General features: G+C 34.9%; 32 protein-coding genes, 1 pseudogene and 1 other annotated feature. Of the genes and pseudogenes, 2 read left to right on the top strand and 31 right to left on the bottom strand.

Translation table 11 applies throughout. The features are described 5' to 3' along the window. Nucleotides 1-9: 9 nt before the first annotated feature. From J7W16_RS11425 to J7W16_RS11365, 13 genes and pseudogenes are all read right to left on the bottom strand, one after another. Nucleotides 10-687, bottom strand: coding sequence for a DUF3885 domain-containing protein (locus tag J7W16_RS11425; RefSeq protein WP_210597437.1), 678 nt, complete (start codon nt 685-687; stop codon nt 10-12). A 36-nt stretch (nt 688-723) separates the two neighbouring features. Further along, complete coding sequence (locus J7W16_RS11420; RefSeq protein WP_210597436.1) at nt 724-1,350, bottom strand: YdcF family protein; 627 nt, start codon at nt 1,348-1,350, stop codon at nt 724-726. 74 nt (nt 1,351-1,424) lie between these two features. Continuing rightward, nucleotides 1,425-2,060: a YhfM domain-containing protein gene (locus J7W16_RS11415; RefSeq protein WP_210597435.1), complete on the bottom strand. Its 636-nt coding sequence runs from the start codon at nt 2,058-2,060 to the stop codon at nt 1,425-1,427. 432 nt (nt 2,061-2,492) lie between these two features. Next, on the bottom strand, nt 2,493-2,891 hold the full coding sequence (locus J7W16_RS11410) for a hypothetical protein (RefSeq protein WP_210597434.1): 399 nt from the start codon (nt 2,889-2,891) through the stop codon (nt 2,493-2,495). 158 nt (nt 2,892-3,049) lie between these two features. Next, the gene (locus J7W16_RS11405; RefSeq protein ID WP_210597433.1) at nt 3,050-3,355 is read right to left on the bottom strand and encodes a hypothetical protein; all 306 of its coding nucleotides are present in this window, start codon (nt 3,353-3,355) and stop codon (nt 3,050-3,052) included. Nucleotides 3,356-3,391: 36 nt separating this feature from the next. After that, nucleotides 3,392-4,006, bottom strand: a complete 615-nt coding sequence (locus J7W16_RS11400; protein ID WP_210597432.1) for a hypothetical protein — start codon at nt 4,004-4,006, stop codon at nt 3,392-3,394. A 99-nt stretch (nt 4,007-4,105) separates the two neighbouring features. Next, nucleotides 4,106-4,648 (bottom strand): ribonuclease FAU-1 family protein, encoded by a 543-nt coding sequence (locus J7W16_RS11395; RefSeq protein ID WP_210597431.1) that lies wholly within the window; start codon nt 4,646-4,648, stop codon nt 4,106-4,108. Between the two features lie 24 nt (nt 4,649-4,672). After that, on the bottom strand, nt 4,673-5,173 hold the full coding sequence (locus J7W16_RS11390) for a GNAT family N-acetyltransferase (RefSeq protein WP_210597430.1): 501 nt from the start codon (nt 5,171-5,173) through the stop codon (nt 4,673-4,675). A 198-nt stretch (nt 5,174-5,371) separates the two neighbouring features. Next, nucleotides 5,372-5,869, bottom strand: a complete 498-nt coding sequence (locus tag J7W16_RS11385; RefSeq protein WP_210597429.1) for an LURP-one-related/scramblase family protein — start codon at nt 5,867-5,869, stop codon at nt 5,372-5,374. 185 nt (nt 5,870-6,054) lie between these two features. Next, nucleotides 6,055-6,213: a hypothetical protein gene (locus tag J7W16_RS11380; protein WP_210597428.1), complete on the bottom strand. Its 159-nt coding sequence runs from the start codon at nt 6,211-6,213 to the stop codon at nt 6,055-6,057. 195 nt (nt 6,214-6,408) lie between these two features. Then, entirely contained in the window at nt 6,409-6,810 is a 402-nt protein-coding gene (locus J7W16_RS11375; RefSeq protein WP_210597427.1) for a DUF5412 domain-containing protein, read from the bottom strand. A gap of 60 nt (nt 6,811-6,870) precedes the next feature. Beyond that, a complete protein-coding gene (locus J7W16_RS11370; protein ID WP_210597426.1) occupies nt 6,871-7,134 on the bottom strand; it encodes a CPCC family cysteine-rich protein in 264 nt (87 codons plus the stop codon). Further along, a pseudogene (locus tag J7W16_RS11365) lies at nt 7,135-7,284 on the bottom strand (VOC family protein); the annotation flags it as partial. A 217-nt stretch (nt 7,285-7,501) separates the two neighbouring features. Here J7W16_RS11365 and J7W16_RS11360 point away from each other — a divergent pair. Then, entirely contained in the window at nt 7,502-9,424 is a 1,923-nt protein-coding gene (locus J7W16_RS11360) for a glycoside hydrolase family 127 protein (protein WP_210597425.1), read from the top strand. 213 nt (nt 9,425-9,637) lie between these two features. Here J7W16_RS11360 and J7W16_RS11355 read toward each other — a convergent pair whose 3' ends face one another. The 7 genes from J7W16_RS11355 to J7W16_RS21955 all read right to left on the bottom strand — a co-directional run bounded on the left by J7W16_RS11355 (nt 9,638) and on the right by J7W16_RS21955 (nt 15,185). Continuing rightward, nucleotides 9,638-9,976, bottom strand: coding sequence for an HIT domain-containing protein (locus tag J7W16_RS11355; protein ID WP_210597424.1), 339 nt, complete (start codon nt 9,974-9,976; stop codon nt 9,638-9,640). A gap of 109 nt (nt 9,977-10,085) precedes the next feature. Further along, complete coding sequence (locus J7W16_RS11350; protein WP_210597423.1) at nt 10,086-10,445, bottom strand: cupin domain-containing protein; 360 nt, start codon at nt 10,443-10,445, stop codon at nt 10,086-10,088. A 156-nt stretch (nt 10,446-10,601) separates the two neighbouring features. Continuing rightward, nucleotides 10,602-11,357, bottom strand: a complete 756-nt coding sequence (locus J7W16_RS11345; protein WP_210597422.1) for an alpha/beta hydrolase family protein — start codon at nt 11,355-11,357, stop codon at nt 10,602-10,604. 84 nt (nt 11,358-11,441) lie between these two features. Next, nucleotides 11,442-11,921 (bottom strand): SRPBCC family protein, encoded by a 480-nt coding sequence (locus tag J7W16_RS11340; protein ID WP_210597421.1) that lies wholly within the window; start codon nt 11,919-11,921, stop codon nt 11,442-11,444. Between the two features lie 122 nt (nt 11,922-12,043). Beyond that, nucleotides 12,044-12,589 carry a histidine phosphatase family protein gene (locus J7W16_RS11335; protein ID WP_210597420.1) on the bottom strand — a complete coding sequence of 182 codons (546 nt, stop codon included), beginning with the start codon at nt 12,587-12,589 and terminating at the stop codon, nt 12,044-12,046. A gap of 131 nt (nt 12,590-12,720) precedes the next feature. Beyond that, nucleotides 12,721-14,409: an arginine--tRNA ligase gene (argS, locus tag J7W16_RS11330; RefSeq protein ID WP_210597419.1), complete on the bottom strand. Its 1,689-nt coding sequence runs from the start codon at nt 14,407-14,409 to the stop codon at nt 12,721-12,723. A gap of 49 nt (nt 14,410-14,458) precedes the next feature. After that, nucleotides 14,459-14,667: a binding site (T-box leader), on the bottom strand. Between the two features lie 53 nt (nt 14,668-14,720). Further along, entirely contained in the window at nt 14,721-15,185 is a 465-nt protein-coding gene (locus J7W16_RS21955; protein WP_246879967.1) for a hypothetical protein, read from the bottom strand. 264 nt (nt 15,186-15,449) lie between these two features. Between J7W16_RS21955 and J7W16_RS11320 the strand changes: the two genes are divergently transcribed. After that, the gene (locus J7W16_RS11320) at nt 15,450-15,617 is read left to right on the top strand and encodes a hypothetical protein (RefSeq protein WP_210597418.1); all 168 of its coding nucleotides are present in this window, start codon (nt 15,450-15,452) and stop codon (nt 15,615-15,617) included. Nucleotides 15,618-15,752: 135 nt separating this feature from the next. On the opposite strand, the gene J7W16_RS11315 is transcribed toward J7W16_RS11320, so the two are convergent. From J7W16_RS11315 to J7W16_RS11265, 11 genes are all read right to left on the bottom strand, one after another. After that, on the bottom strand, nt 15,753-15,941 hold the full coding sequence (locus tag J7W16_RS11315; RefSeq protein WP_210597417.1) for a hypothetical protein: 189 nt from the start codon (nt 15,939-15,941) through the stop codon (nt 15,753-15,755). A gap of 125 nt (nt 15,942-16,066) precedes the next feature. After that, nucleotides 16,067-16,408 carry a hypothetical protein gene (locus J7W16_RS11310; protein ID WP_210597416.1) on the bottom strand — a complete coding sequence of 114 codons (342 nt, stop codon included), beginning with the start codon at nt 16,406-16,408 and terminating at the stop codon, nt 16,067-16,069. A gap of 40 nt (nt 16,409-16,448) precedes the next feature. Next, complete coding sequence (locus J7W16_RS11305) at nt 16,449-17,237, bottom strand: NUDIX domain-containing protein (RefSeq protein ID WP_210597415.1); 789 nt, start codon at nt 17,235-17,237, stop codon at nt 16,449-16,451. A gap of 153 nt (nt 17,238-17,390) precedes the next feature. After that, complete coding sequence (locus J7W16_RS11300) at nt 17,391-17,960, bottom strand: NUDIX hydrolase (protein ID WP_246879966.1); 570 nt, start codon at nt 17,958-17,960, stop codon at nt 17,391-17,393. A 20-nt stretch (nt 17,961-17,980) separates the two neighbouring features. Then, nucleotides 17,981-18,400 carry a hypothetical protein gene (locus tag J7W16_RS11295; protein WP_210597414.1) on the bottom strand — a complete coding sequence of 140 codons (420 nt, stop codon included), beginning with the start codon at nt 18,398-18,400 and terminating at the stop codon, nt 17,981-17,983. A 75-nt stretch (nt 18,401-18,475) separates the two neighbouring features. Continuing rightward, the gene (locus J7W16_RS11290) at nt 18,476-19,381 is read right to left on the bottom strand and encodes a hypothetical protein (RefSeq protein ID WP_210597413.1); all 906 of its coding nucleotides are present in this window, start codon (nt 19,379-19,381) and stop codon (nt 18,476-18,478) included. A gap of 24 nt (nt 19,382-19,405) precedes the next feature. Beyond that, complete coding sequence (locus J7W16_RS11285) at nt 19,406-20,023, bottom strand: HAD family hydrolase (RefSeq protein WP_210597412.1); 618 nt, start codon at nt 20,021-20,023, stop codon at nt 19,406-19,408. Nucleotides 20,024-20,113: 90 nt separating this feature from the next. After that, nucleotides 20,114-20,416: a hypothetical protein gene (locus J7W16_RS11280; RefSeq protein WP_210597411.1), complete on the bottom strand. Its 303-nt coding sequence runs from the start codon at nt 20,414-20,416 to the stop codon at nt 20,114-20,116. Nucleotides 20,417-20,429: 13 nt separating this feature from the next. Next, a complete protein-coding gene (locus tag J7W16_RS11275) occupies nt 20,430-20,954 on the bottom strand; it encodes a GrpB family protein (RefSeq protein WP_210597410.1) in 525 nt (174 codons plus the stop codon). A gap of 580 nt (nt 20,955-21,534) precedes the next feature. Beyond that, nucleotides 21,535-22,296 (bottom strand): hypothetical protein, encoded by a 762-nt coding sequence (locus tag J7W16_RS11270; protein WP_210597409.1) that lies wholly within the window; start codon nt 22,294-22,296, stop codon nt 21,535-21,537. Continuing rightward, nucleotides 22,289-23,011, bottom strand: coding sequence for a hypothetical protein (locus J7W16_RS11265; protein ID WP_246879965.1), 723 nt, complete (start codon nt 23,009-23,011; stop codon nt 22,289-22,291). Before J7W16_RS11265 ends, J7W16_RS11270 begins: the two co-directional genes overlap by 8 nt. Between the last annotated feature and the right edge of the window lie 111 nt (nt 23,012-23,122).

The raw sequence follows: 23,122 nt of genomic DNA, 5'->3' as shown, positions 1-23,122 counted from the left end.
AAAAGATCCTTAAAACTGCTTAAAGGTTTGTTCGACCTCTTCTCGGTTGTACTCAGCAATCCAATTCTTATATTCGTTATATAATGGGCGTAACGCTTCTATTTGATCAGAAATCACTTCACACCCTCTATCATCATAAATGAAGAAGATGATATTCTTTGAAGCATTTATAAAAAATACATCTGGATAATATGAACCATTCTCCCCACCTAATTTAGGTTTCAATGGGAAATCTTCATTACAAATTGCTTTAATTAGTAAGAGATAATCTAAATCCCGCTTTTTACACTTCAGAAAAAATCGGGAAGTATAGCATCCATCTGCTTCTTCTTCATCAGCAAAAATGAACGGCAAAGTTTCCTGTCTTACATTAAATTTCAATTTTTTATTTTTGAGAAAACGGTCATAAACCTTTGTTTGGCGCATCCTTTTTTTATTACTTTTATGATGATAGACATTTGTCACGAGGAAAATATCGTCCTGTTCAGAAAAGAGAAAATTAAAAATAGACAATGACTGCTTATAAACTCTCTCAAACCTATCAAGATTAAGAGTGTCATCATCTTTAATCTGGTATATCCCTTCTCCTAATTCAAAGTGAATGCCTGTATCCCATTGATTGTAGAGACTTGCCCCTAAACATAACCCCGGAAAATAAGTATTTAAATATTCCTTTACTTCGACCATAATGAACCTCACTCCATGTTGACTTTTTAATTAAAATTACCTAAATGGCAAGCTGACAATATAACCACTGTAGAAAAATAACTCACGAAAAAGGAAAGGAATTTCACTCTTCCATGTTTGATAGACAGACGTTTGTGTAGGTGATGAATATGCCACTATTCCAGTGTTCTCTGCCATTAGAATAGCCCTTTTCATATGTAATGGATCACTTACAATAGTAACTGTTTTGAAATCATTCTCTGTGATAATGTCATTTGCATATGTAAGATTCTCTTCAGTGATCTTTGACTTAGTTTCAATCAAAATATCATCGGAATTGACGTTGTTTTTTATAGCATAATCTCTTGCTACTTCCGATTCTGCAAATTCATCATCAACGCCCTTGCCACCAGTAAATATTATCTTCTCTACATAGCCATTCTCGTATAGCCAAATCGAATGATTTATTCTCTCTCGTAACACTGGAGATGGTTCGTCTCCCCAAGCTGCAGCACCAAGTACTACCGCGACATCAGTTTCCACTAATTGGTTTTCCTCAGCGAAACTCCAAATACTGTAGGCTAAATAAATTGTGAAAACAATAAATAGTACTAGTATCCCAAAGCATAATTTTAATACGGTTCTTTTTGCCACTTCGATCAATCCTTTAAAATACTTTGTCATTTAAGTGAGTCGGCCAGTTTTACTGGATGGTGAATTTAAAGCTCGATCCAAATGGCATTAACTTTATTAAATGCTCATCCCCCTGGCATATAGCCTATTAATGTATTCTTAGTAGCATCAACAAGTACTGTTGGCGTACCTGCAACAATGTTCTCTTTATCTTTAAAAGAAACAGAGAACACCTCTTTGCCGTCATAACTTTCGTCTAATAACTCATAGTCTTCATTAACGATAACCTTCGTGACTGTTGCACTTTTCCATTCTTTCTTAGCTCGGTCATTCCATCCTTTTTCTTTTAGGAAGTTCCATGCCATTTCTCTAATGTTCATATAATTATATGAAATTAATTCATTGATTTGATTAACTGAACTAGCAGGTAATAAATAAATCGTATTTGTATCTTTTGTATTCATAATAGTACCCGACTTTTCATCAATCCAAAGAAAATATGTTTCTTCCCCAACTGCCATTCTAAATTCAGGGTCTGCCATATTAACAACACCTGGTTGTTTTTCTGCATGATCAATAATCTCTTTAAGCATTTCAATTGTGGCTGCATTCTCAATCACTACTTTTTCAGCGTTGCTCCCCACTGGATTAATAGTTATATCACTTTGTGGATTCTTATCTTTTATTTCATCATTTTGCTGACAACCAAATAAACCAATTGATAGAAAGAATAGAAATAAGATCAAATTCATTTTATTCATAGATGGAACCTCTCTTAACTAACTGTTTTTGTACTTAGACGGTGCTAACAACCCAACCATTCCTTTTACTTTTTTCACTAACCTTCATTCAGTTTGACCAGATATGATTTACCAGTTGTTTAAAATCCTAATTTAAGATTCTTCCAGATTTTTCTTCAAAACTCTCAACTCGTCTTCTACTGCTCTCAGCCTTTTCAATATCATATAGAAAACAGGTGCCATAAAAACTGCCACTATTAAACCATCCATCATTTTCACCTCGTACTTTTATTTAAATCAATAATTAAATTAGCGTACCTCAACCTATTTTAACATTAATTTCCTTTTAACTAACAAAGAAAAAACATTCCTCATAAAAGGAATGCCAATACTAAATGAGAGGAATACATTTCATAGTTGCTGTAAAACACACTTTCTTCAAAGCTAACCTACTCATCTGTTTTCAATTGCAATCCGATAATGCGAGAGAACTCCAAGAAGTAATACGAACGAACAAACCATTTTTTCAAAAGGTGTCCCAAAAAATTGCTGTATTAATCCAAAAATCCAAAAGAATACAAGAAACCAACAGACAATAGATATTCCTTTGTTGAATGTATGGTTCTTCCTTAGACCAACAATAATAATAAAAATAGCCCCAATTAAAGAAATAACAATGCTACCAAAAGATAGTGGCAACTGTGCCTCTAAAGTTGGTGACCGCCCACCATTTACCCATACGAATGGGATTGTTTCGATAATGATAAGTAGATGGATTAGAATTGTTAATGAGTAAAAACTTATTGCCATAAGTACAGCCGTTCTAAAGTTTATTCTCTTAATTGATTTCAACACATCCGTCACCTTTCGAGTACCATTCAAATACTTACATTAGCTCTATGACTTTCTATGCCGAGGGACTGAAAAAGTCCCTTTAGCAGATTCGAGGAAGAAGCAATGGCTCCACTCGTTGCTTAAAGGCAATAAAAAAGGTGAAAATCATACCTTTTTCAGTGGCCTCTTCTATGCCCACAATGAGGACATGATGATAAGCTGTCATCATATTCATAGTCACAATTCGAACAGTCTATTAGTGCTTTGTAATGTTGTTTCGCAAACTCATTCTGAACTTGTAACTGATGTAAAATATTTAACTGGTTATCAATGATTTGAGCAAATGCAAATAAAACCATAGCAATACAAACTCCACCAAATGAAAAAATGAAAAAGCCTGATAATGTCCCAGTAAAAATACCTGCTATCACACTAAAAATGATAGCTATCGCTCCAACGATATTAAGAGCCAAACTCAACATTAACAACTCCTTTCTATCAAACTTCTAGAAAGTGCATTAAAATAAATGTAAAATATCCATTTTCCAAATCCCATTTACATTTTTCAAACCTAGTACTTCCTTTGATTGAAAAAGTCCAAAGCTTACACCTATTTCGACAGCTATCTCATCTTCAGGATCATTAGCTTCTTTAACTTCAATTGAATCATAATATCTAAAATCGAGTGTGGTTTCCAACAATTGTTTATGCATGTTTCCACTATAATACTTTTCCTTAAATGTAGATATGTCAGGTAAATTATCATCGTTATAAGTTAGTGAATAAATTGCCTCAGTGTCGCCAATGACAACTGAATGAAAATACACTAATACTATACTAGTTGGAGAATAGTCTAATAGGTGCTTTACATCCTTATCCTCAAAAAAATCTTCATATGCTTTTAGTTCACTTTCTGTAAAATCCTCTAAATATGAAAATTCATTAGTTTCATGTTGTTCAATTATTTGTCGTTGATTCTCAATAATTTCCTCAAGCTCATTCTTTTGCTCCTTTAACTCTTCCAATTCATTCTGATTCTCTACGAGAACATCATCATTATTACATCCAACCATAAGTAATAGTATTATTATCAAACCAACACCAAAATCCTTATTAATTCTACTCTCCTCCATCCAGAAACATTTTTTCTAGACTCTTCTGGAACCTTCAACCATTGTTCCAGAAATAATAACAGTTTCGGTCTTCCACTAATTACAACTGACTCATAGCAACTATTCTAATATTCGAGATAACATTTCCTTGTGACTGTTTGAAAGTTTGATTAAGTCGAAACTGTCTTCATTTATTAAATTCTTAATATTTCTCATTTCATTCCATGCTAAGTCATAGAGGGATATATCGATAATCCCTTTTGTTAAAGCCGTCTCTAGCTCATCTGAATCTTTTTCAATTACTTCTCCAGATGGCAATACAACAACATCTAAAAATAAATCATCCATCCAAGGAGTTCCATTTTCTATTCCGTTTCGAAGACATATATCGATATACCTTTGGACAATTTCACCACTCGCATCAAACATCGTCGTTACCGAATGATACTTATCCAACGGAAACTGCTGCAACCACATATAACCATCATTCACTATGCATACCTTTTGCTCCCCGTACCTAACTGACAATGGTTCAGCAACTTTTATTGTATTCAATAAAGTTACATATCCTTTAAATTCTTTTGTATCAAGATAGGACTGCGAATATTTCCTTTCAATTATTCGTTTCCATTCTGAACGATCGCCAAATTTCCGTTTTAACATAATAGTCACTCCTAGAGAGCATTATTACTTTCGTTTCGAAATAATTGAATAATCTATAGCAAAAATGAGCTGTTCAGCATTAAAGCGAGTGACTTTCTTTAATTCATAAAACCCAAGTCGCTTTAATAAGTTACAAGAAGCAATATTTTTCGATTGTGCTTCAGCAATTAGCTTGATATTGATGTTATCATTGAGAAAATCCCTTAAAACTTGACCTATCGACTCAAACGCAAAACCTTTACCCCAGCTACTTGCTAGAAACATATATGAAATTTGAGTATATTCTCCGTCGTAGTGAGGTGTTAATAAAATACATCCTAAGAATACATCTGAAACTCTTTCTCTAACTGTCCAATACAGGCAATTTTCTTGTGGATTTATCCACTCCATAATTCTATCTTCAATTTGCTTAGAACTTCTTTGTCCACCTAAGTAATCCCATACCTTAGTATCACGGTATAATTTCACTAAGTCATTATAGTCAGCTTGTGTAGTTATGTTGATACTACAACGTTTAGTTTCCAATTTACAATCCCCTCGTATGACAATTAGTTATACTACTATTAGTCAGATATTGCTTATCCCCCATTAAGAAAAACATGAACCTCATAACATTTAATATTTATATATACTATTCACCTTAGTAGAAAAAAACGAATGCCCTTATTGAACATTCGCTCCCTGTTGTATGAGTATAATACCTAAAAGAAGCCTTGACTCTTCTTAAGTCGACGCAGATGAAGACACTGCTGCTTCATCTGCCTTCACACAATCAATTGCAACGACAAGTGCAATTACAATCGTTTCCATCTCTTCATCTATAATTTGAACCTTGTAGCTATCTCCCCAGCTAAACCATTCCTTACTGACTTCACCTATAATTTGACCCTGCTGTAAAACCTGAAAGTCCATATCCCACCAATTCCCGTGTACTTCAATACCTGCCGCATCAATTGTATAACGAGCTTTGAAGAAGGAAAATTCTTTCTTTATCGTTAGTACCTCTTGCCCATTCACCTCAACGAAAAATTTCGGTAAGAGGCTGAACACCTTTTTCGTAATGAGAGCTACTTCGTCTCGGGCTGTATTCATAATGGAGAAAGTCTTCGGGATTTGCATGAAGCTTCCCTCCACGTAATACTTATCATTCTCCTGTTGATCCTTGACTGTAAATTTCCCACTAAGACTGAATACCTTCTGCTTTATATAGAGTTGATTCATAAATAATGCCTCCCAACTTTAGGTCTTTTTACACTACTTACGAATGAGCTGAGCAATGGTTTCACACTCATCATGACTGTTAAGAAGCCAATAAAAAAATTGAGGTAATACGATAATTAGTAATATAAAAGCACAGTCGAAAAATTGACCTACATCTGGACATATTTTCCTCTTTCTCTACTAAATCACTCACCAAGATTTTCTAACCTTCTTTGTTCTAATACTATTTTTTCTCTTTCTAATTTAATTTCTTCAAGTTTTACTTCATGTTTCTTTTTAGAATCATAAATACCCCAAACAACTAGCCCTATTAATAAAAGTGCCATTAAAATAAAAAAGTCCACATTAATTTCCTCCCTCCAAGATACTTGTCCCTTTACATAAAACCTTAATTTCCCATATCATAAATTGAAATAACTGAATCAGTAAATTCTTCTTACACTATCCTCTATTTTTATTTTAACATTAATTCCCTTTTTATTTACACAAAAATAGCACCCTCTGTCTTTCAGGAGTGCTCACCGAGTATTAATAATCATTTAATCATTTCTATAATCATACGTTTCATTTGGTAAATCCAATTCCACATTATTAATGATCACTGTATCATCATCGATCCATTCTATGTTTGCATTTTCCTCTCTATGTTGCCAGTATATTTTCTTAGCTCTTTTATTATCATTATTAAAAACTAACTCCCCCAACACCGCATATGAAACTGTTGCATGACCGTTTGATAAATAAGCATTTATCATATAGGTACCATTTGGGGAAGTCGATTGGGTTATTAATTCATCTTTAAGTCGGCTCCAATCAAATAAAAGCCAATACACTCCGTAGGCTATAATCCCTATAAAAAGCAGTACCCAAATCAGTAACACTCTAACTATTCTCTTATATGTTTTCTTTTTTTCCACTTTATAATCACTATCAAAATCCATTCACTATTCCTCCGTTAGTAAATCCTGTTGAAATTTACAATTTTCCTGTAGTTGAATTAACTATAATGGTTTCCAATTTAAATCCTTTACATCATTTTCATTTGACTTTCTTACAAACTCAATACAGCTTTCCTCACAGGCCCCAAATAAGAGATAATTCTTCTGGGCTTGCCTTAAAGATGGGGTGTTTGCACCACCCTCATAATCCGGATCTTCATATTGAACACCGTCATCTTCCCAAAAACAGATACTACATATTTCATATGTTCCTGGAGGTTCTTCATCTAACGTTTTATAGCCACAGCAAGGACAAGTATTCTTCATTTAAACACTCTCCTGTTCAGGTGCTACAAGTTCTACTTTTACTCTATCAGGATCTTCAAAATATACAGTATGATGGTTGCTCCCCCCAGCAAATGGATGTTTATCTAAGTAAAGAATCTTAATCTTTTTTTCTTTTAATTTGTTCGTCATAGTAATTTTTCTCCTAATCCAAGTCTGTTTAATTTAACTCTTTTATATATTAACATTAATTTCCTTTTTATTGAGAGAAAAAAAGTGTCTTTGTTTTATTATAGAACACATTCTACTTACCTATGGAAGGGTTTACAGTGCATCGAATAGAACTAAGTAAGAGAAGTGATTACTGGCCTTAAGTAGTAATAATACAACAGTAAAGGACGGATTTTTCATGTTAAAAGTAACATCTCAACGTTCAACTATAAATCAAACCAAAATAAAGGATGATTTCTGGAGTCAGTGGATAGATATCATTTCAACGAAAACGATACCCTATCAATGGAAGGCATTAAATGATGAGATAGAAGGTGCACCACCAAGTCATTCCGTAGAAAATTTCCGAATTGCTTCTGGACAATCAAGTGGTACTTTCCATGGGATGCCTTTTCAAGATAGTGATGTATATAAGTGGATTGAAGCAGCAAGTTATAGCCTCATACATTACCCCGATCAAGAACTTGAAGCTAAGATTGAAGAATTAATAGAGTTAATTAGACAAGCTCAACAAGATGACGGATATATCAACACATATTATACCGTTGCGAAACCAAATGAAAGATGGACTGATTTTTCTCATGGTCATGAGTTATATTGTGCAGGTCATTTGATAGAGGCAGCTGTTGCCTACTATGAAGTCACAAACAAAGATACGTTACTAGCCATTGCTAATACGTTCGTTGACTACATTGATAGCATGTTCGGTATTGAGGATGGCAAACGAAAGATCTATCCAGGACATGAAGAGATTGAGCTTGCGTTAATGCGACTATATAAAGTAACAGGCAACAAAATGCATTTAAACCTATGTATTTACTTTATTAATGAGAGAGGCACTCAGCCGTCTTTCCTTTTAGAGGAAAACACGTTAATAGGAGAAAGAGACCGATGGTTTGGGCTAGATTATCATCAGGCACATGCACCTGTGCGAGAGCAAACAACTGCTCATGGGCATGCTGTTCGTGCAATGTATTTGTACACTGGGATGGCCGATATTGCCAAGGAAACAGGTGACAAAGAACTAAAAAAAGTGCTAAAACGACTCTGGAACAATGTCACAAATCAAAAAATGTATCTTACCGGTGGCATTGGCTCTCAGGGACATGGTGAACGGTTCACCACAGAATATGATTTACCGAACGATGTTGCCTATGCTGAAACATGCGCTTCAATTGGATTAATGTTTTGGGCAATGAGAATGCTGGAGCTTGAAAATGATCGCCAGTATGCTGATGTAATGGAGACCGCCCTCTATAATGGCGTGTTAAGTGGCATCTCCTTAGAAGGAACAAAGTATTTTTACGTTAATCCACTTGAGGTCTTTCCTAGTGCAGTTGAAGAGAGATTTGACCATAAGCATGTTGAGCCAGAACGGGTGCCATGGTTTGGTTGTGCTTGTTGTCCACCAAACATCGCAAGACTTATCACCTCGATAGGACAGTACATGTATACAACGAGCGAAAATAAAATCAATGTCCATTTGTATATCGGTAGTCAAACAGAGTTTAATGTAAATGGTAAGAAGTTTGAAATCATCCAAAAAACCAATTATCCAACTGACGGAAAGATTTTGTTTGATATACACCCGGAGAAACCAACAACACACGAAATTTCCTTAAGGATTCCGGCATGGTGCGAAGAATTTACAGTAAAAATCAATAATCAAGTCATCCACTCGCCAATAAATGATGACGGGTATATTACCTTATCAAAAGAATGGACGGAGAAGGATACAATCGAGCTTGAACTGCCATTGTTAGTTGAAAAGATTCGGGCAAACCCACGCGTCCGAGAAAACATCGGTAAAATCGCTCTAAAACGAGGACCAGTCGTCTACTGTCTGGAACAAGAGGATAATGGTCCTCACTTAAAGAACATCTTCATCCCTCGAGATGAAACTCCAATACTAAACTCAATAGACAACATTACTAGCCTTGAGATTAAAGGAGTACGTTATGAAGAAGATCAGTGGGAAGGCAATCTATATTCCTCGCATGAGCCAGTCAGAAAGCCGGTAAAGGTGAAGGCCGTAGCTTACCACATGTGGGGGAATCGCAGTCCTAGAGAAGAAATGCTTGTTTGGATGAATGAAATTTAAAGAAAACTTAAATGACCCTCGCAACCAAGTTGTGAGGGTTATTGAACTGTTTAATCTTCTTCCAAAAACGCATGAAAAACACTTTTCTCATTATTATAAACTCAATACCCATAACTTCTCATTTTCTTTGTTTTCTACATCGCTTGAAATAGTCAAATGAACTATTAATTCGAGCAGGCTTTTATGTCACAATTCCATGTTTAGGATTTTACATTACATTTCCCATTTCAATTGTCGACCACCAATAATATGATAATGCATATGGTATACCTCTTGTTGACCATGTTTTCCAGTATTGGTGATTACTCTGAAACCATCTTCCTCAACACCCAATATCTTTGCAACTTCCTGTAGCCCTAGGTGAATCTTATATATGATTTTTTCGTCACCCTCTTTTATATCCATAATGTTTTCAATGTGTTTTTTAGGAATCACTAACGCATGTACTGGGGCACTAAAGTGCAATCCGTAAAAGGCTATAACATCCTCATCTTCATATATTATTTCAGCTGGTTCTTCTCTATTAACAACCTGACAAAAAACACATCCCATATATTGTTCTCCCCATATTATTAAATTTTCCAGTTAAACCTAAATAGAAAAAGCATTCCTATCTAATTTAGGAACATTAGCTGATAGCTGAAAAGCATTGACTCTCACTTTAGTTGTCCAAGTTTTTTTCATCGCTACCGTTTATATCATTACTTACTTTCTCAAAACATAAATTAACTGTCCGTTCGTTTGAGCGAGTTCGATGCATTGTGTTATTAGGCACTGTAAATATTTCACCTGGCTTTAATGAAACGGTTTCATTGTTTTCTAAGTCTATGAAAAGTTCACCTTCTAATACAAAAAACATCTCATCGCAGTCCTCGTGTTTATGCCAGTGAAATTCTCCATCTATTACAGCTATTCTAAGTGCATGGTCATTTACTTCACTTACAATGAAATTAGTATAGTCCTTTTGATCGTTTACTAATTCAATGAGGTTGAGAACCTCTAATTGTCCCTTTTTTTGCATTCCCATTCTCCTCTATGTCATTTTACTGTAAATTCCCCTGAGACTAGTAGAATTCCCCCAATAATTTTCAATTCTAAGTTTAACATTATTTTCCTGGCAATAATGTGTTAAAGAGCACCCTTTACTAAAGAATGCTCCCCTTCGCTTACTGTATTGTTAACTATTTGCTTTTACAAATTCATATGTCATCTCAGCGACTCTTCTATTGCCAGTCTCCGAAAAACCGTGACCCTCTCCTGGAAATACTTCAATTTTAGCATGAGGATATACCTTTTCTGCCTTATTTCCATAATCAAGTGCTACAATTTCATCCTGATCTCCATGAAAAATCAATACGTTTTTATTGAATTTCCCGATATGGTCGAACACATTGTATCCATGAATCGATTCAAAAAACACTCTACCCAAACGAACTCCCCATAATTCATGTATATCAGGGATCGTCTCAAGTGTTGGATATCTTCTATTCCACTCCTCTGCTATACCTAATGCTGGAAACAGCAATAAAAGACCTTTGATTCCCTCTACCTTTTCATCGGCTACTAATGCTGATACGAGTCCACCCATACTTCCGCCAAATAAAAAGATATTATCAGGATCAACATTTTCCCAAGTCTTTATGGTCTCTACAACAGCAGACAAGTCTTCTTTTTCGGTAAAAATAGTCATCTCACTAGTCTTAAGGTCACTCTTTGAATGAACAGAACCACCACAAAAATCGAAGCAAATCGCACCTACATTATTTTCCGCTAAAAGCTCACTATTCATAGCAAAATCTACATTTGTGCCATTAAAACCATGGCTAAAGATTACGACAGGGCACTTCTCATTACTATTAGGCATGTATGAAACGCTATGAATTTCCCTCCCTTGATGCTTAATCTTTACAATTTCTTTTTGATAGCTGCTCATTTTTATTCCCCCATGTTTTATATTTCAATTACAATTTTGATTAGCATCATTTAGTCAATATGTTTTTGTATCAGTTGATCTTCCTCAATCATTTTGAAGAAAGTTTCTCCGATAAAATTCTCTTAATTCAACAGAGTTATCTTTCCACTCAACTGGTTTCCCATTAACTATCTGATCTAGTACATCTAAACATCTATGCCATCCTGCAGCTGTATAAATAGCCATTTCTCGATCATCAAAGGTATGGCTAAAGGTCAAGGTACAACCTTGACTTGATATATGTAGTCTGATATCTATCAAATCATCAACTTCCTGAAAACAAAAAGAATGCGGAGGGGCTAATTCGGTAATAACTGCCTCGTAAGCTGAGCCTTCACCGTCATCGAACTCTATCTTCCCTCCAACCCTCAGGTCCATTTCTCCAGTAGCAAATGGATACCATTGAATGAAAGAATCTGGTTCCGTTATGATATGAAATACTTTTTCTGGACTAAATAAATATTTACGTTCAAAGACCAATACTTGTCTTCCTTCTTTTACAATAAGACTGCCATAATTGCTCATAACTACCTCCTATCTTTCGAATGTAAACCCTACACAGTGAATGAATTTCACCTATTATTTATTGTAATAAACTTAATTCATGTTTGTACTAAACCTTAGTATAATCTTCTTCATGACCTGTCCTATATTCTTTCTACATTTGTTAATATTTCACCTTCAAAAGTTAGCCTATAGATGTCTGGCATAGCTAACTTTTGCCAAAATGAAAAATCATATTGCTTGTCAAAGAAATTCATAATTAGAACCATTATATTGCCATGTGTACCGATAACTATATTTTTACCTTTATACTTATCTAATAGATTATAAGTAGTATCTACACCTCTTTTTTGAGCGACAGTATTCGACTCTCCCCCTTCCCACGAAAAATCAGAATCCTCCCATACTCTTTTTATTGCAAGTGTAAAATCTTCGGCAGGAGCTATGGTTAGAGTTCTTTCTTTAAAACCATCGATCATTTCAACTTCTTTGTCTATGTATCTCGCTAAGCCTTCGACTGTTTGAATCGCTCTTTTATACGGACTTGAAACGACTATATCAATTCCCTTTGTTTTTAATAAGTTAGTAACTGTAATTGCATCAGTTATTCCTTTCTCTGATAAGGGTCTGTTTAATTCATCCGGTGAATATGTAGAGTGTGCATGTCGCACAAAATATAAATTAGTCAAAGAGATACCAACTCCTAATAATAATAACAATATTTTAGCATTATTTTCCTTTTAATTGAATGCGAAAAGAAGCACTTCTTCTTATTAAAGAAACGCTCCTTTCGTTTGATCGTGAAATAAGGTGGAAAACTCTACATTTTATCTGGTGCCTTTATTCCTAGTAATCTCAGACCTTCTTTTAAAACGATTGTAACAGCCTTTACTAATGCTAGTCTGCTCTCTAATAAATGATCATCACTAAGAACTTTGACATGAGCATAATATTTGTTAAAGTCCTGAGAAACATCGATTAGATATTTTGCGATTTGTGAAGGCTCATACTGAGAAAAGCTCTTTTCAATAATAGATGAAAACTCCATTAATCTTTTAATAACAGACCAGCTAAGACTATCTGTTAATCCATCGATATTTAATTTGCTTTCATTATACGTTGCTTTTCGTAATATCGAACATGCTCTTGCATGAGTATATTGTACGTAAGGTCCTGTAGTACCCTCGAATCTCAGCATATCGTTAAGCGAAAACTCCACATTGTTCTGTCTTTCATTTTTTAAATCATGAAAGATGATTGCACCCACACCAACCATCCTAGCTACTGCCTCTTTATTTTCGAGATTAGGATTTTTAGCTGCAATACTCTGTTTCGCTAAATCAATCGCTTCTGTAATAACCTCTTCTAGAAGGACGATTTTGCCCTTTCGAGTAGACATTTTCTTGCCATCTTTCAAAATAAAGCCAAACGGAACATGCTTTAACCCTTTTGCCCATGAATATCCCATTTTTTCTAATACTATAAAGACTTGCTTAAAGTGTAAGCCCTGTTCTTGACCTACTACATAAATCGCTTGCTCGAAGTTGTAGTTCTCATATCTGTACACAGCAGCTGTTAAATCTCGAGTTGCGTACAATGTTGCACCGTCTGATTTTTTTATCAAACATGGCGGCAACTGAACGTCCTCTAAATTAACAACTTCCGCCCCTTCAGATTTCGTAAGAAGCTCTAGTTTCTTAAGTTCTTCCACCGTTCGGTCCATCTTGTCATTATAAAATGCTTCACCTTGATACGAATCAAACGTGACATCGAGCAGTCTATATATTTTAGTGAATTCCTTTAGTGACTCATCTCTGAACCATTTCCATAGTGCTTCGGCCTCTTCATTTCCTTCCTCTAATTTTAAAAACCAAGATCTCGCTTCCTCATCTAAGAGAGGATTCAACTCTGCTTCTGTATGAAACTTTACATACAGTGATAACAACTCTTCAATTGGGTTTTCTTTTACACTATTCTCATTTCCCCACTTTTTATATGCGACAATTAGTTTTCCAAACTGTGTTCCCCAATCTCCTAGATGATTGATTTTCGTAACGTTATAGCCACATTTCTCTGCAATAGTTGATAAGGCATTACCGATGACTGTTGAACGTAAATGTCCCATCGAGAAGGGTTTGGCAATATTGGGAGAAGAAAAATCAACAACAATGTTTTTACTTGCTCCGATCGAAACGAAACCAAAATTTTCACCCTCCGTTAAAATTGTTTCTAGAATTTCTTTGCTTACCGTTTTCTTACTTAGAAAAACGTTAACATAAGGACCATTTGCGACAACTGTTTCTAAAAGAGGATGCTGAATGGCTCTCGCCAGTTCCTGTGCAATCTCTTGTGGAGATTTCTTTAAGATCTTAGCAAGTGAAAAGCAAGGAAATGCCAGATCACCTTGCTCTTCCAATCTTGGCTTCTCAATTAACTGTTCAACTTCACTTTGTGATAATGAAGGTAAGTACTTTATAATTTCCTTTGCATACATCGTTTTGAAATTCAATTAAGACACCTTCCTTTTCCTTATAAAAATAAAAAAATCCCGTCTCTATAATAGAGACGAGATTACCCGCGGTACCACTCTTTTTGTTCATCAAGAACCTTCTTACTCTCATGATAACGGTCTTAGACCGGCTAAGCCCTACTTATGTTCAGGCTGCTTCTCAGAAGTGCGCTTCATTATGATATGACTATTAGGCTCACACCATCCCTAACTCGCTTAAGACATTTTCATAACTACTCTCTTCATCATAAAATTTGTATATTTTTCCTATCATAAACAAATCTTCTTTTGAAATCAAGTCCTTTTTTTGTCTAAAAGGTTAATCCTTTTTTCTTAGCATCTGCATCTAAACCAGCCCCAATTGCAACACCAATCCCTATCCCGATTGGTAATCCTAGGCCTATATTATTAAATATTAGTAACCCTAACACTAAACCAATACTTGTGCCAATAGACATATAGATACTGAGGTAATACCCTTCTGGCACTAACTTGTGATTCTTCTGGAGATGTGAGCTACTCTCACTAACTATTTGTTTATGATGCTTAAAAGCCTCTCCATCAAGTAGATTTTCCTTCTCGCTAAGTTCTATCATCCATTTTTCAAAATCAATTAAATAGTTGTCACACTCCTCACAACCTGCTGAGAATGAATTCAACCTTTGAATAAGTGACTTACACTTATCTAATTCAAGTTTTCTGGCTGTTTTTTTATCGACAGTTATTTGGAGTTCTTCGATGATATTGTTAAGTCGATCTATTCTTTGATTATCCACATTAGTTCCCCCAAGTCGGATTTACTTCATATCCGATTATCCTTTAGTTTACTACGTTTACCTGATTTTTTAGGTTTCACCTTTTCCTAAACAAAGTGTTATTCACCTTTCTAATCCCTTACCATCCAAACATCTCCTTATACGGTTAACTTAAGATGCTAACTCTCATTATGTACTAAAACCCAAATGAATTTATGATATTGCATTTTTGGGATAATTTAGTATTCTATTATAAGTACTATATATTTCCATGGGGGTTTTTACATGAGTCGAATTCGTAAGTTTCATCCAGTATCGATAATAGTATTTATACTAGCGTTGAATCTGATCCCACGGCTTATGGCTGATTTAATAGACATGACTGTTCTTCTTTGTACTAGTATGTATTCAGCCGGCCATAGCTTAGGAACCTTTTTAAAGAATTTTATATAATCTAGTTTTTAATCAAGGTTCAGGACCGAGCGATGCTATCATTTCAATTGATAAACAAAGACAGCGTTTAGATATACGAAGTCTCACTTTCTAAACGCTGCCTTTATGAATAGAAACAAACATTTCTACTATTGTTTAATCATCTTTACCCTTCTTAAAGAAGTTCGTTGAAATCAATAGAATCACTCCAAGCACTATTAATGGTATGGAAAAGCTTGGGTAAGGCTCTGGAATACCTTCTACCCATAGTAATGCCAAACCAATAGCATTGATCCAAATACCTATAAAGTATAGGATCTTACCTGTCTTGTTATGCTTTCTCACGACAACACTCCTTAAACTAAATCAGTTAGGGTCAACTTTTAAAAGTGTTCAACCATAGTTTCTTATCATGCCTGCTAATTAAATAATTTCTTCTACCAAATGTAATGTTACGCCATAATTCCTTGCTACCTTTTTTTAGAATAATTTCTTGCTAATGAAGATGGCGAAAAGGTAACCTTGTATTGTCCCTGAAGTTCTTTCTGTAGTTGTATTGTAAGGCTTGCTCCTTGCTCATTATGTTTTTCTTCAAGTTTAACCCCGTTAGAAACGATTTTATCATTATCCCAGTCGATCCATGTTCCATACTTCTCGACCCATTCAATTAACTCTGATTTTAAATCGAGTGAAATTGGAATCTCATCTATGTCAAGATTACACTGGCAATGTTGACACCAAATAGGGTCTGCTCCTACATCCCCTTCAACTTTCAAATGATAGGTTTCCTTTTGTTCACAGAAGCATTGCATTCCTTTACACCCTCCAACATTTATTTAGTGCTTGATTCGGCTAACTACTAAACTCTTCTTTCACTTCAAACCTTGTAATAAGTTCGTATGGCCTTACTTTGAATGCTTCATACGGTAAATAATTTGGAACCATCGCATCAAGTGTTCTATTTCTAAAATGAGGTCTCGTAATTAGTTGGTCTATCCGTTCCTTCGTCAATTCTATAAAGATGACTTCTGACGTTTCGCCTTCAGCCGATCTTATCTCACCAGATTCAAATTGCCCACGAAATACAACACATATTACACCGCTCGTGACATTTTGGTAAATACCAGTTATTCCAGATAACTGAACTACTACTCCTGTTTCCTCTAACACTTCTCGATGAATTGCTTCTTCTAATGTTTCACCTTCTTCTACTTGACCTCCTGGCATTTCCATCGTGTTTGCTCGATGGACATTACGAACCAAGAGCACCTTTCCCTCATCATTTGTTATATATCCACTAACAGACACAATCTGTTTAGGAGGATGATATGAAGCGGGGTACGCTGTTGAAGATAAGAAGTCTTGGTTGCTTTCAATGTATAGGTCGCCTAACTCTTTTCTTATTTCCTGTGCTTTTTTGTGTAGCTCACTAAGCCTGATTTGAGTTTCTATGCTTTCATACCGTTCTAAACTTGTATATTCCCAGATTGCCAAAATCTCGTTCTGTTCTTCATTAACCCAGCGACCTATTAACTTTGCACCGTGATTAATCTGGTTTGGATATAAGTATGTATGAAAGAAATTATTAAAATCATTAAGTTTTTCAGGGTTGATTTTATAAGTTTTTCTTCTATATATCATTTTTCAACAGCTTCTTTCCTTTAAATTTCCGCTACCTCCATTAAGCAGATAGAAGGAATATAATCTTCTTCAATATTAACATTTTTTACCTTATTTGTGTTTGTTCACAAAAAAGAAGCGTACCTGACTTATTGCAGGAACGCTCTGTTCATATTAGGGAGTTGTAGACTGAAGATGTTTGTTAGCTAAAAAATCCTTAGCCATATAATAAGCAGATGCGGTAAATAACTGGGTTTTTATTTGGTTTTCTCTTAAGAGCCTACCCAACTCATCAAAATCATACAAATGAACTTCTATATCCTCAGTATCATCTAACTCCTGTTCAAATTCTTTAAACGCATCAACAATCAGATAAGTGATAACTTTATTTGTTTGCGTAGCCGGGTTGACCATAAATTCACCCAGTTTTATAGGTTTCATATTTGAAGTATAGCCCGTTTCCTCTCTTAATTCTCTGACAATTCCTTCCTCATATGTCTCGTTCTCCTCTATTTTCCCAGCAGGTATTTCTAAAAAGAAATCCTCCCCAGCATGGCGATATTGTTCAACAAGGACAACTTTGTTTTCTTTGGTTATAACAATTGCATTTACCCAATCTGAATATTCATTCACATAGTACTCATTTATAACAATTCCATTCGGTAGTTGACATTTATCCATTCTCAAATTTCCAAATGGCGTTTTATAGAGGTAATCTGAGCTTAATAGTTTCCATTTTCCCAAAGTGCACTCCCCCTTTATACTTATTCAATGCTAAAATACTGACTTAATTCACATTTTAATTTCATAAATTCCTTAACACTTATAGACTTTGACTTTAGTTCTACTTTTCTTTGGTCTTTTACATATAAGATTAAATTCCCATCTGTCATTCTGCCTTTTTCTACATTTGATAATTTGATCTTCTTCCTTCGTATTGGAAATCCACGATGGACAGAAAGAAATCCCTTTTCGATTCGAAGGTAGTCAATGGTATGAATGCTTAAAAAGGCTAGTGACAAAAATAGATTAACTATTATTGTTAAAGTGATTAAAGTTAAAAGAAATGAAGGAAGATCAACATCTCTACTCATAAATAAAACAACTATATTCAAAACAGCAACCACTAACCACATTACACCAGAAAACATCCACACGGCTCTTACCCTATATTTAATTACCAAGAATCAGCCCCCGTTCTTTACTGACTTAGAATATTAAAGTTATAACGCTACTCGAATTAATATGCGGCTTTGTTTTTATTCCTCACTAAAATTGACGTCGAATAGATAATCAGATGTTTCGACACCTTCGAAACTCTCTTGTGTGATGTTGCCTTTATCATCTCGTTCTTCTCCAATTTTCATCATTGCAGATGTTGATATATAAAAGCCTTCCACCGGAGGATGTTCATCTTCTAATAAATGTACTCCTTCATTAGATATTAGATAATGAGTTCGATCTCCTACTAGGTTACTGATTCGTTCCCCTGTAGAGCTGATTCTATAAAAAGAAAACTCACCCTTTTCATTAGTAATATCTTTAATAGTAAGTACATCAAAATTTTCAAAGAAACGCTTAGCTTCAACTAATCGATTGTATTGAATCCATGAATCAGGCTGACTGGTCGTAACTCGATACCTACTCTTGTCGATTTCATATCCAATTTGATAATGTGTAAAGCTATTGTCATTTTGATCGATTAGCTGCAAGCTTAAATTTGTAATACTACCATCTTTAAGATAGTTCACTGAAAAATCTTCTAGCTTTAGATCGTTACTCTCTATTTTCAACCCTTGTATAATCTGGTCATATTCATCTAGAAAGTTCGTCATATAAATTGAACCTAGTTCTTGTTCAATATATATTTCTCTGCCTTCCCAAGCGTGAACAGCAAATGGAAAAATCCAGTGGACCAATATAAATGCAAGGAAACCAATGACTGAAGCCAATCGTTTGACATCCACATTTAACTTAGGTCGAAAAAACAACAAGTACACAATAAACCCTAAAGGAAGTGAGATTTGATTGAAGTTAAACGCAAATGAACCTAGTATAAAATACCCTAGTATTCTTAAAGAAAAGAAAGACTCTTCATCGTTCCTTTTCCCCAACAAGAATAAAAAACTAACAATTAAGATAGCTGTGTAAACAATCGATGCCATTTTCCCCCCCCTGGTCAGCAAGTCCTAGAAAACATTTAAAAGTTCTTCAAAGCTTCCAATTGCCTTATCATATTGATTCACTTGACCAAACCCATATGTCGCATAGATAAAAGGAATGCCAGCGAATCTAGCTGCTTCTAAATCACCCTTCGTATCTCCTACATAAACTGGATCTGACAAGTTATTTCGGTCAATAACTAATTTAATATTTTCCCCTTTCGACAGGCACGTTCTCCCTGGGTTTTCAAAATCCAGAAAATATTGTTCAAGTTTATGATACTTGTAAAAGGATTCTATATAGCCCGCTTGGCAATTGCTAACAATGTATAATTTATATTTCTGAGAAAGTTCTCTTAGGACATTCTCAACATTTGGATAGAGCATACCGCCTTGTTTTTCTATAAAAGAATGTTCTACCTCTCCACAATCATTTACGATTTGCTGACGTTCCTCATAACTCAAGGAAGGAAAGAGCTTCCTACCTATTTCCTCCATTTGTAATCCCATTGTCCCTTCAAAATCTTTTCTAGTTAATTCACTTTTTATTTGACTATTTTTTCTTATGACACTGTTCCAAGCACCGAGTACTGTGTCGATTGGATCCCAGATGGTTCCATCTAAATCGAAAATAATACTATCCAATTTATCTTCTCTCCTCTTCCACTTAGCTTTTATATAAGTTCAATAAAGAAATGGATCAATATGTTCACTCTAATGAGAGATTGCTATTATTTAATGTTCAGTATCCATTTTGCTATATAATTCATAAGCAATATACCCCAATAAGAAGCCTCCACCCGCCCCTACACTAATTGCAGATGATGAAGAAATTCTGAAAAACATACTAAGGATGACACCGATACTACAACCAAAAAGCATCCCAAATGGTATTAAGCTATCCAATACATGTTGAGCACTTTTTGTTTTCTTCTTTCCAAGGGTGCCTTTTTCATATTTATGTTTTAGCCTCAAAATGACAAATGTTACAATTCCTCCAACTATGACAAGAGGTAATATAATTCGAATAATTTCCATAGCTCCCCCTCCGTTATATTTGACTCAAAATATTATCAACAAATACTTTCTTCTGATCTGTATAGGAGCGTTCATCATTAGGATATTTAACTGCCAGACTTTTCTTAAGAATTTCGTATTCCTTCGCAACCGATGGATGTTCATTAAGGTAATCTCTAAACAAGATATGTTTCTTCCACCAATCACCTTCGTACTCAACTACGTGAAGAATATGAGTCTTTGTTAAGCTTACTAGGTCGCTAAACTTAGCAAAAACCACTTTTCCATTTATCTGAACTCTGGACAAATGATAGTATCCAGCCGCTCTTAATTTTTCCTTATTGAATTCCTCAACATCTTCTAAGGACTCAACACCGATCAAGATATCAATAATAGGCTTTGCCTCAATACCATTGACTGCTGTGCTACCAAAATGCTGAATACTCTTAATTTCATCCCCTATAATCACCTCTAATAAATCCTTCTCTTTATGGAATAACTCTTTCCAATTGTCAGAATGTCTGACTAAAACAACCTCACCTCTGTTGACACCTAGCATTAAATGTCCCCCTTTTTAACTCCCTAGAAACATAATTAAAATCAAGTTAAATTCCAAAATAATCTATACTTATAACTTAACATTAATTTCCTATTTAATGACTGAAAAAATGTGCTGATACCTTCCTTTAATCAGCACACGATTTATATATTACTCTTCGTCAAGTTTTAGGGTAATCTCCTCATCTACAAAGGTTATAATACCACTGAGAATTATTTGTAAATATTAAATGTCGTTGGATTCCCTAAATCAATGTCTTCAAATGAAAATAGTTGACCCCTGGTACTTGTCTTTCTCTCTTCGTAATAATTACTTTGTCTTTTTGGCTTTTATCCATATCTGAACGGTCCAAAAAATCACTAAAGACACTGCATATATAAAGACATTTCGATTATCACCGAGACCTCTTTCCCAAAACCCACTATATCCGAAAAGTCTTGCAATACCTATCAGAAGAAACAAAATGAAAAAACCAATAATCAAATTACTCCTCGTTAGTTGTTATGCATAGTTATCATGATTGACTATTTTATTTATAGAATTCTGGCGTGGACATTCCCTTATATTTTTTAAATTTCTATTAATATAATTGAACATCCACTTCAATTTCATTTAATATCATCACAAAATCTAATTCTATATCACCATTTGAATAGCCATTGCCATTTACAGAATTGCTCGGAAACGCTACTTTGTTTGCTCTGTCATATGGAAGCCATCCATAAAAAACCTGCTGTTCCAACGAAGTTCCAGTAAATAAAGCATCAAGATTCGATTGTTTAACCGCTTGTGTATCATTTATAGTTGTCACAAAACTTGCCCAGTCTTTCGGGATTTTCAAAGCCCCATATCCTTCTTCTTCAAAAGAAATCTTTTGACGCATTTGAACTTTGGGATAATACGTTTCTTTTGTGTTTTCTCTAATGCTATATCCTCTGTCACGAGTCAAATAAAACTGTATTTCCTTCAATTGATCATCGGGATGAATGTTCCAAACAATATGGTAAGAAGAAGGGTCATTTTTATTAATCCTCCAAAGCAGAGGCTCACCAACCGAATCAATATAGGCTACTCGCCACCTGTATTTATCCCACACCCAAAAACTTTTACCATAGCTTGTTTCGTTCGATTTAAAAGGAACATACCTTTGTCTGTCAGCAACATCGAACACATCTTGTATCTCAGTTGCTTCAGCTTCTGGAAAGGTGCTATTGATCTCCTCGATTAATTGTTTCTCCGATGGGAAAGAAGCTGGAAGAGAAAAATAAATAAGGTAGATAAAGGTGGAAATGATCAAGATCATAATTCCAATCGAAGTATAGACGAGCGTTTTCTTATTCACTTTGACGTCCCTCCTTTAAAACAGAGCTGTCGGAACGAAAATAATATTGCCTATCAGCTGTAGAGATTAATATTCCTGCTCCGTCCTCCTCAATATAAATTGTGCTATTAATTCCACTTCCCCATTTCGACTTAACTTCGGTGAGTAGATACGGAAACCGTTCATTTATCTTATTTGAATCATCTGTATTCATGTAGGTTTCCTCATACCACACGTCACTCATGATACGATCTTGATCGAATGTATCTAGCTGACTAATTAAAAGATCCTTGTTTAATAGCATTTTATTTCCTGTTGGATGGGTCTTAATAATAGAAGCATTCGAAATGTCTGAAATATATGTTGATGGCTTCTCTTCGGGATAGATGGCTTGATGAATAGGTAAGGCTATCAAAGTAGCAGCCAAAAAGATATAGTTAGCCCAGAACCCCAACCAAGCAAACCCGCGATAGGTTTGCCACCTTCCTTCTTTCCCTTTCAAGACAGCATACAAAATCCATACACCTAAAGGTAAGATAGAAATTCGAATTAACGTATCAAACATAGTCCAATTAATCGAAAAAGAAAAAAGCCCAAACAAAATGACAAGTCCAACCTTCCATATTCTCGGCTTAATCGATAATTTTCTATAAATGCGAAATGCTATGAATCCAATTATTGCCCAAGCAATTAATTCAGTTAAAAAAACGATTATATTGAAATTAATATTCCACAATAACAATCAACCCCTTACTCTATCGAACTTTAATTGTCCTATTTTCTATATAGAATTCATTGACAATAGCTTCTTTAATACTAACATTAATTCCCTTTTTCGTGAGCACAA

This window comes from Halalkalibacter suaedae, from assembly GCF_017939705.1.
In the GTDB taxonomy this organism is placed as follows: Bacteria; Bacillota; Bacilli; order Bacillales; family Bacillaceae_D; genus Halalkalibacter; species Halalkalibacter suaedae.
The sequence above is the reverse complement of the archived record's forward strand: the minus strand, read 5'-3'. Positions and strand labels throughout refer to the sequence as shown.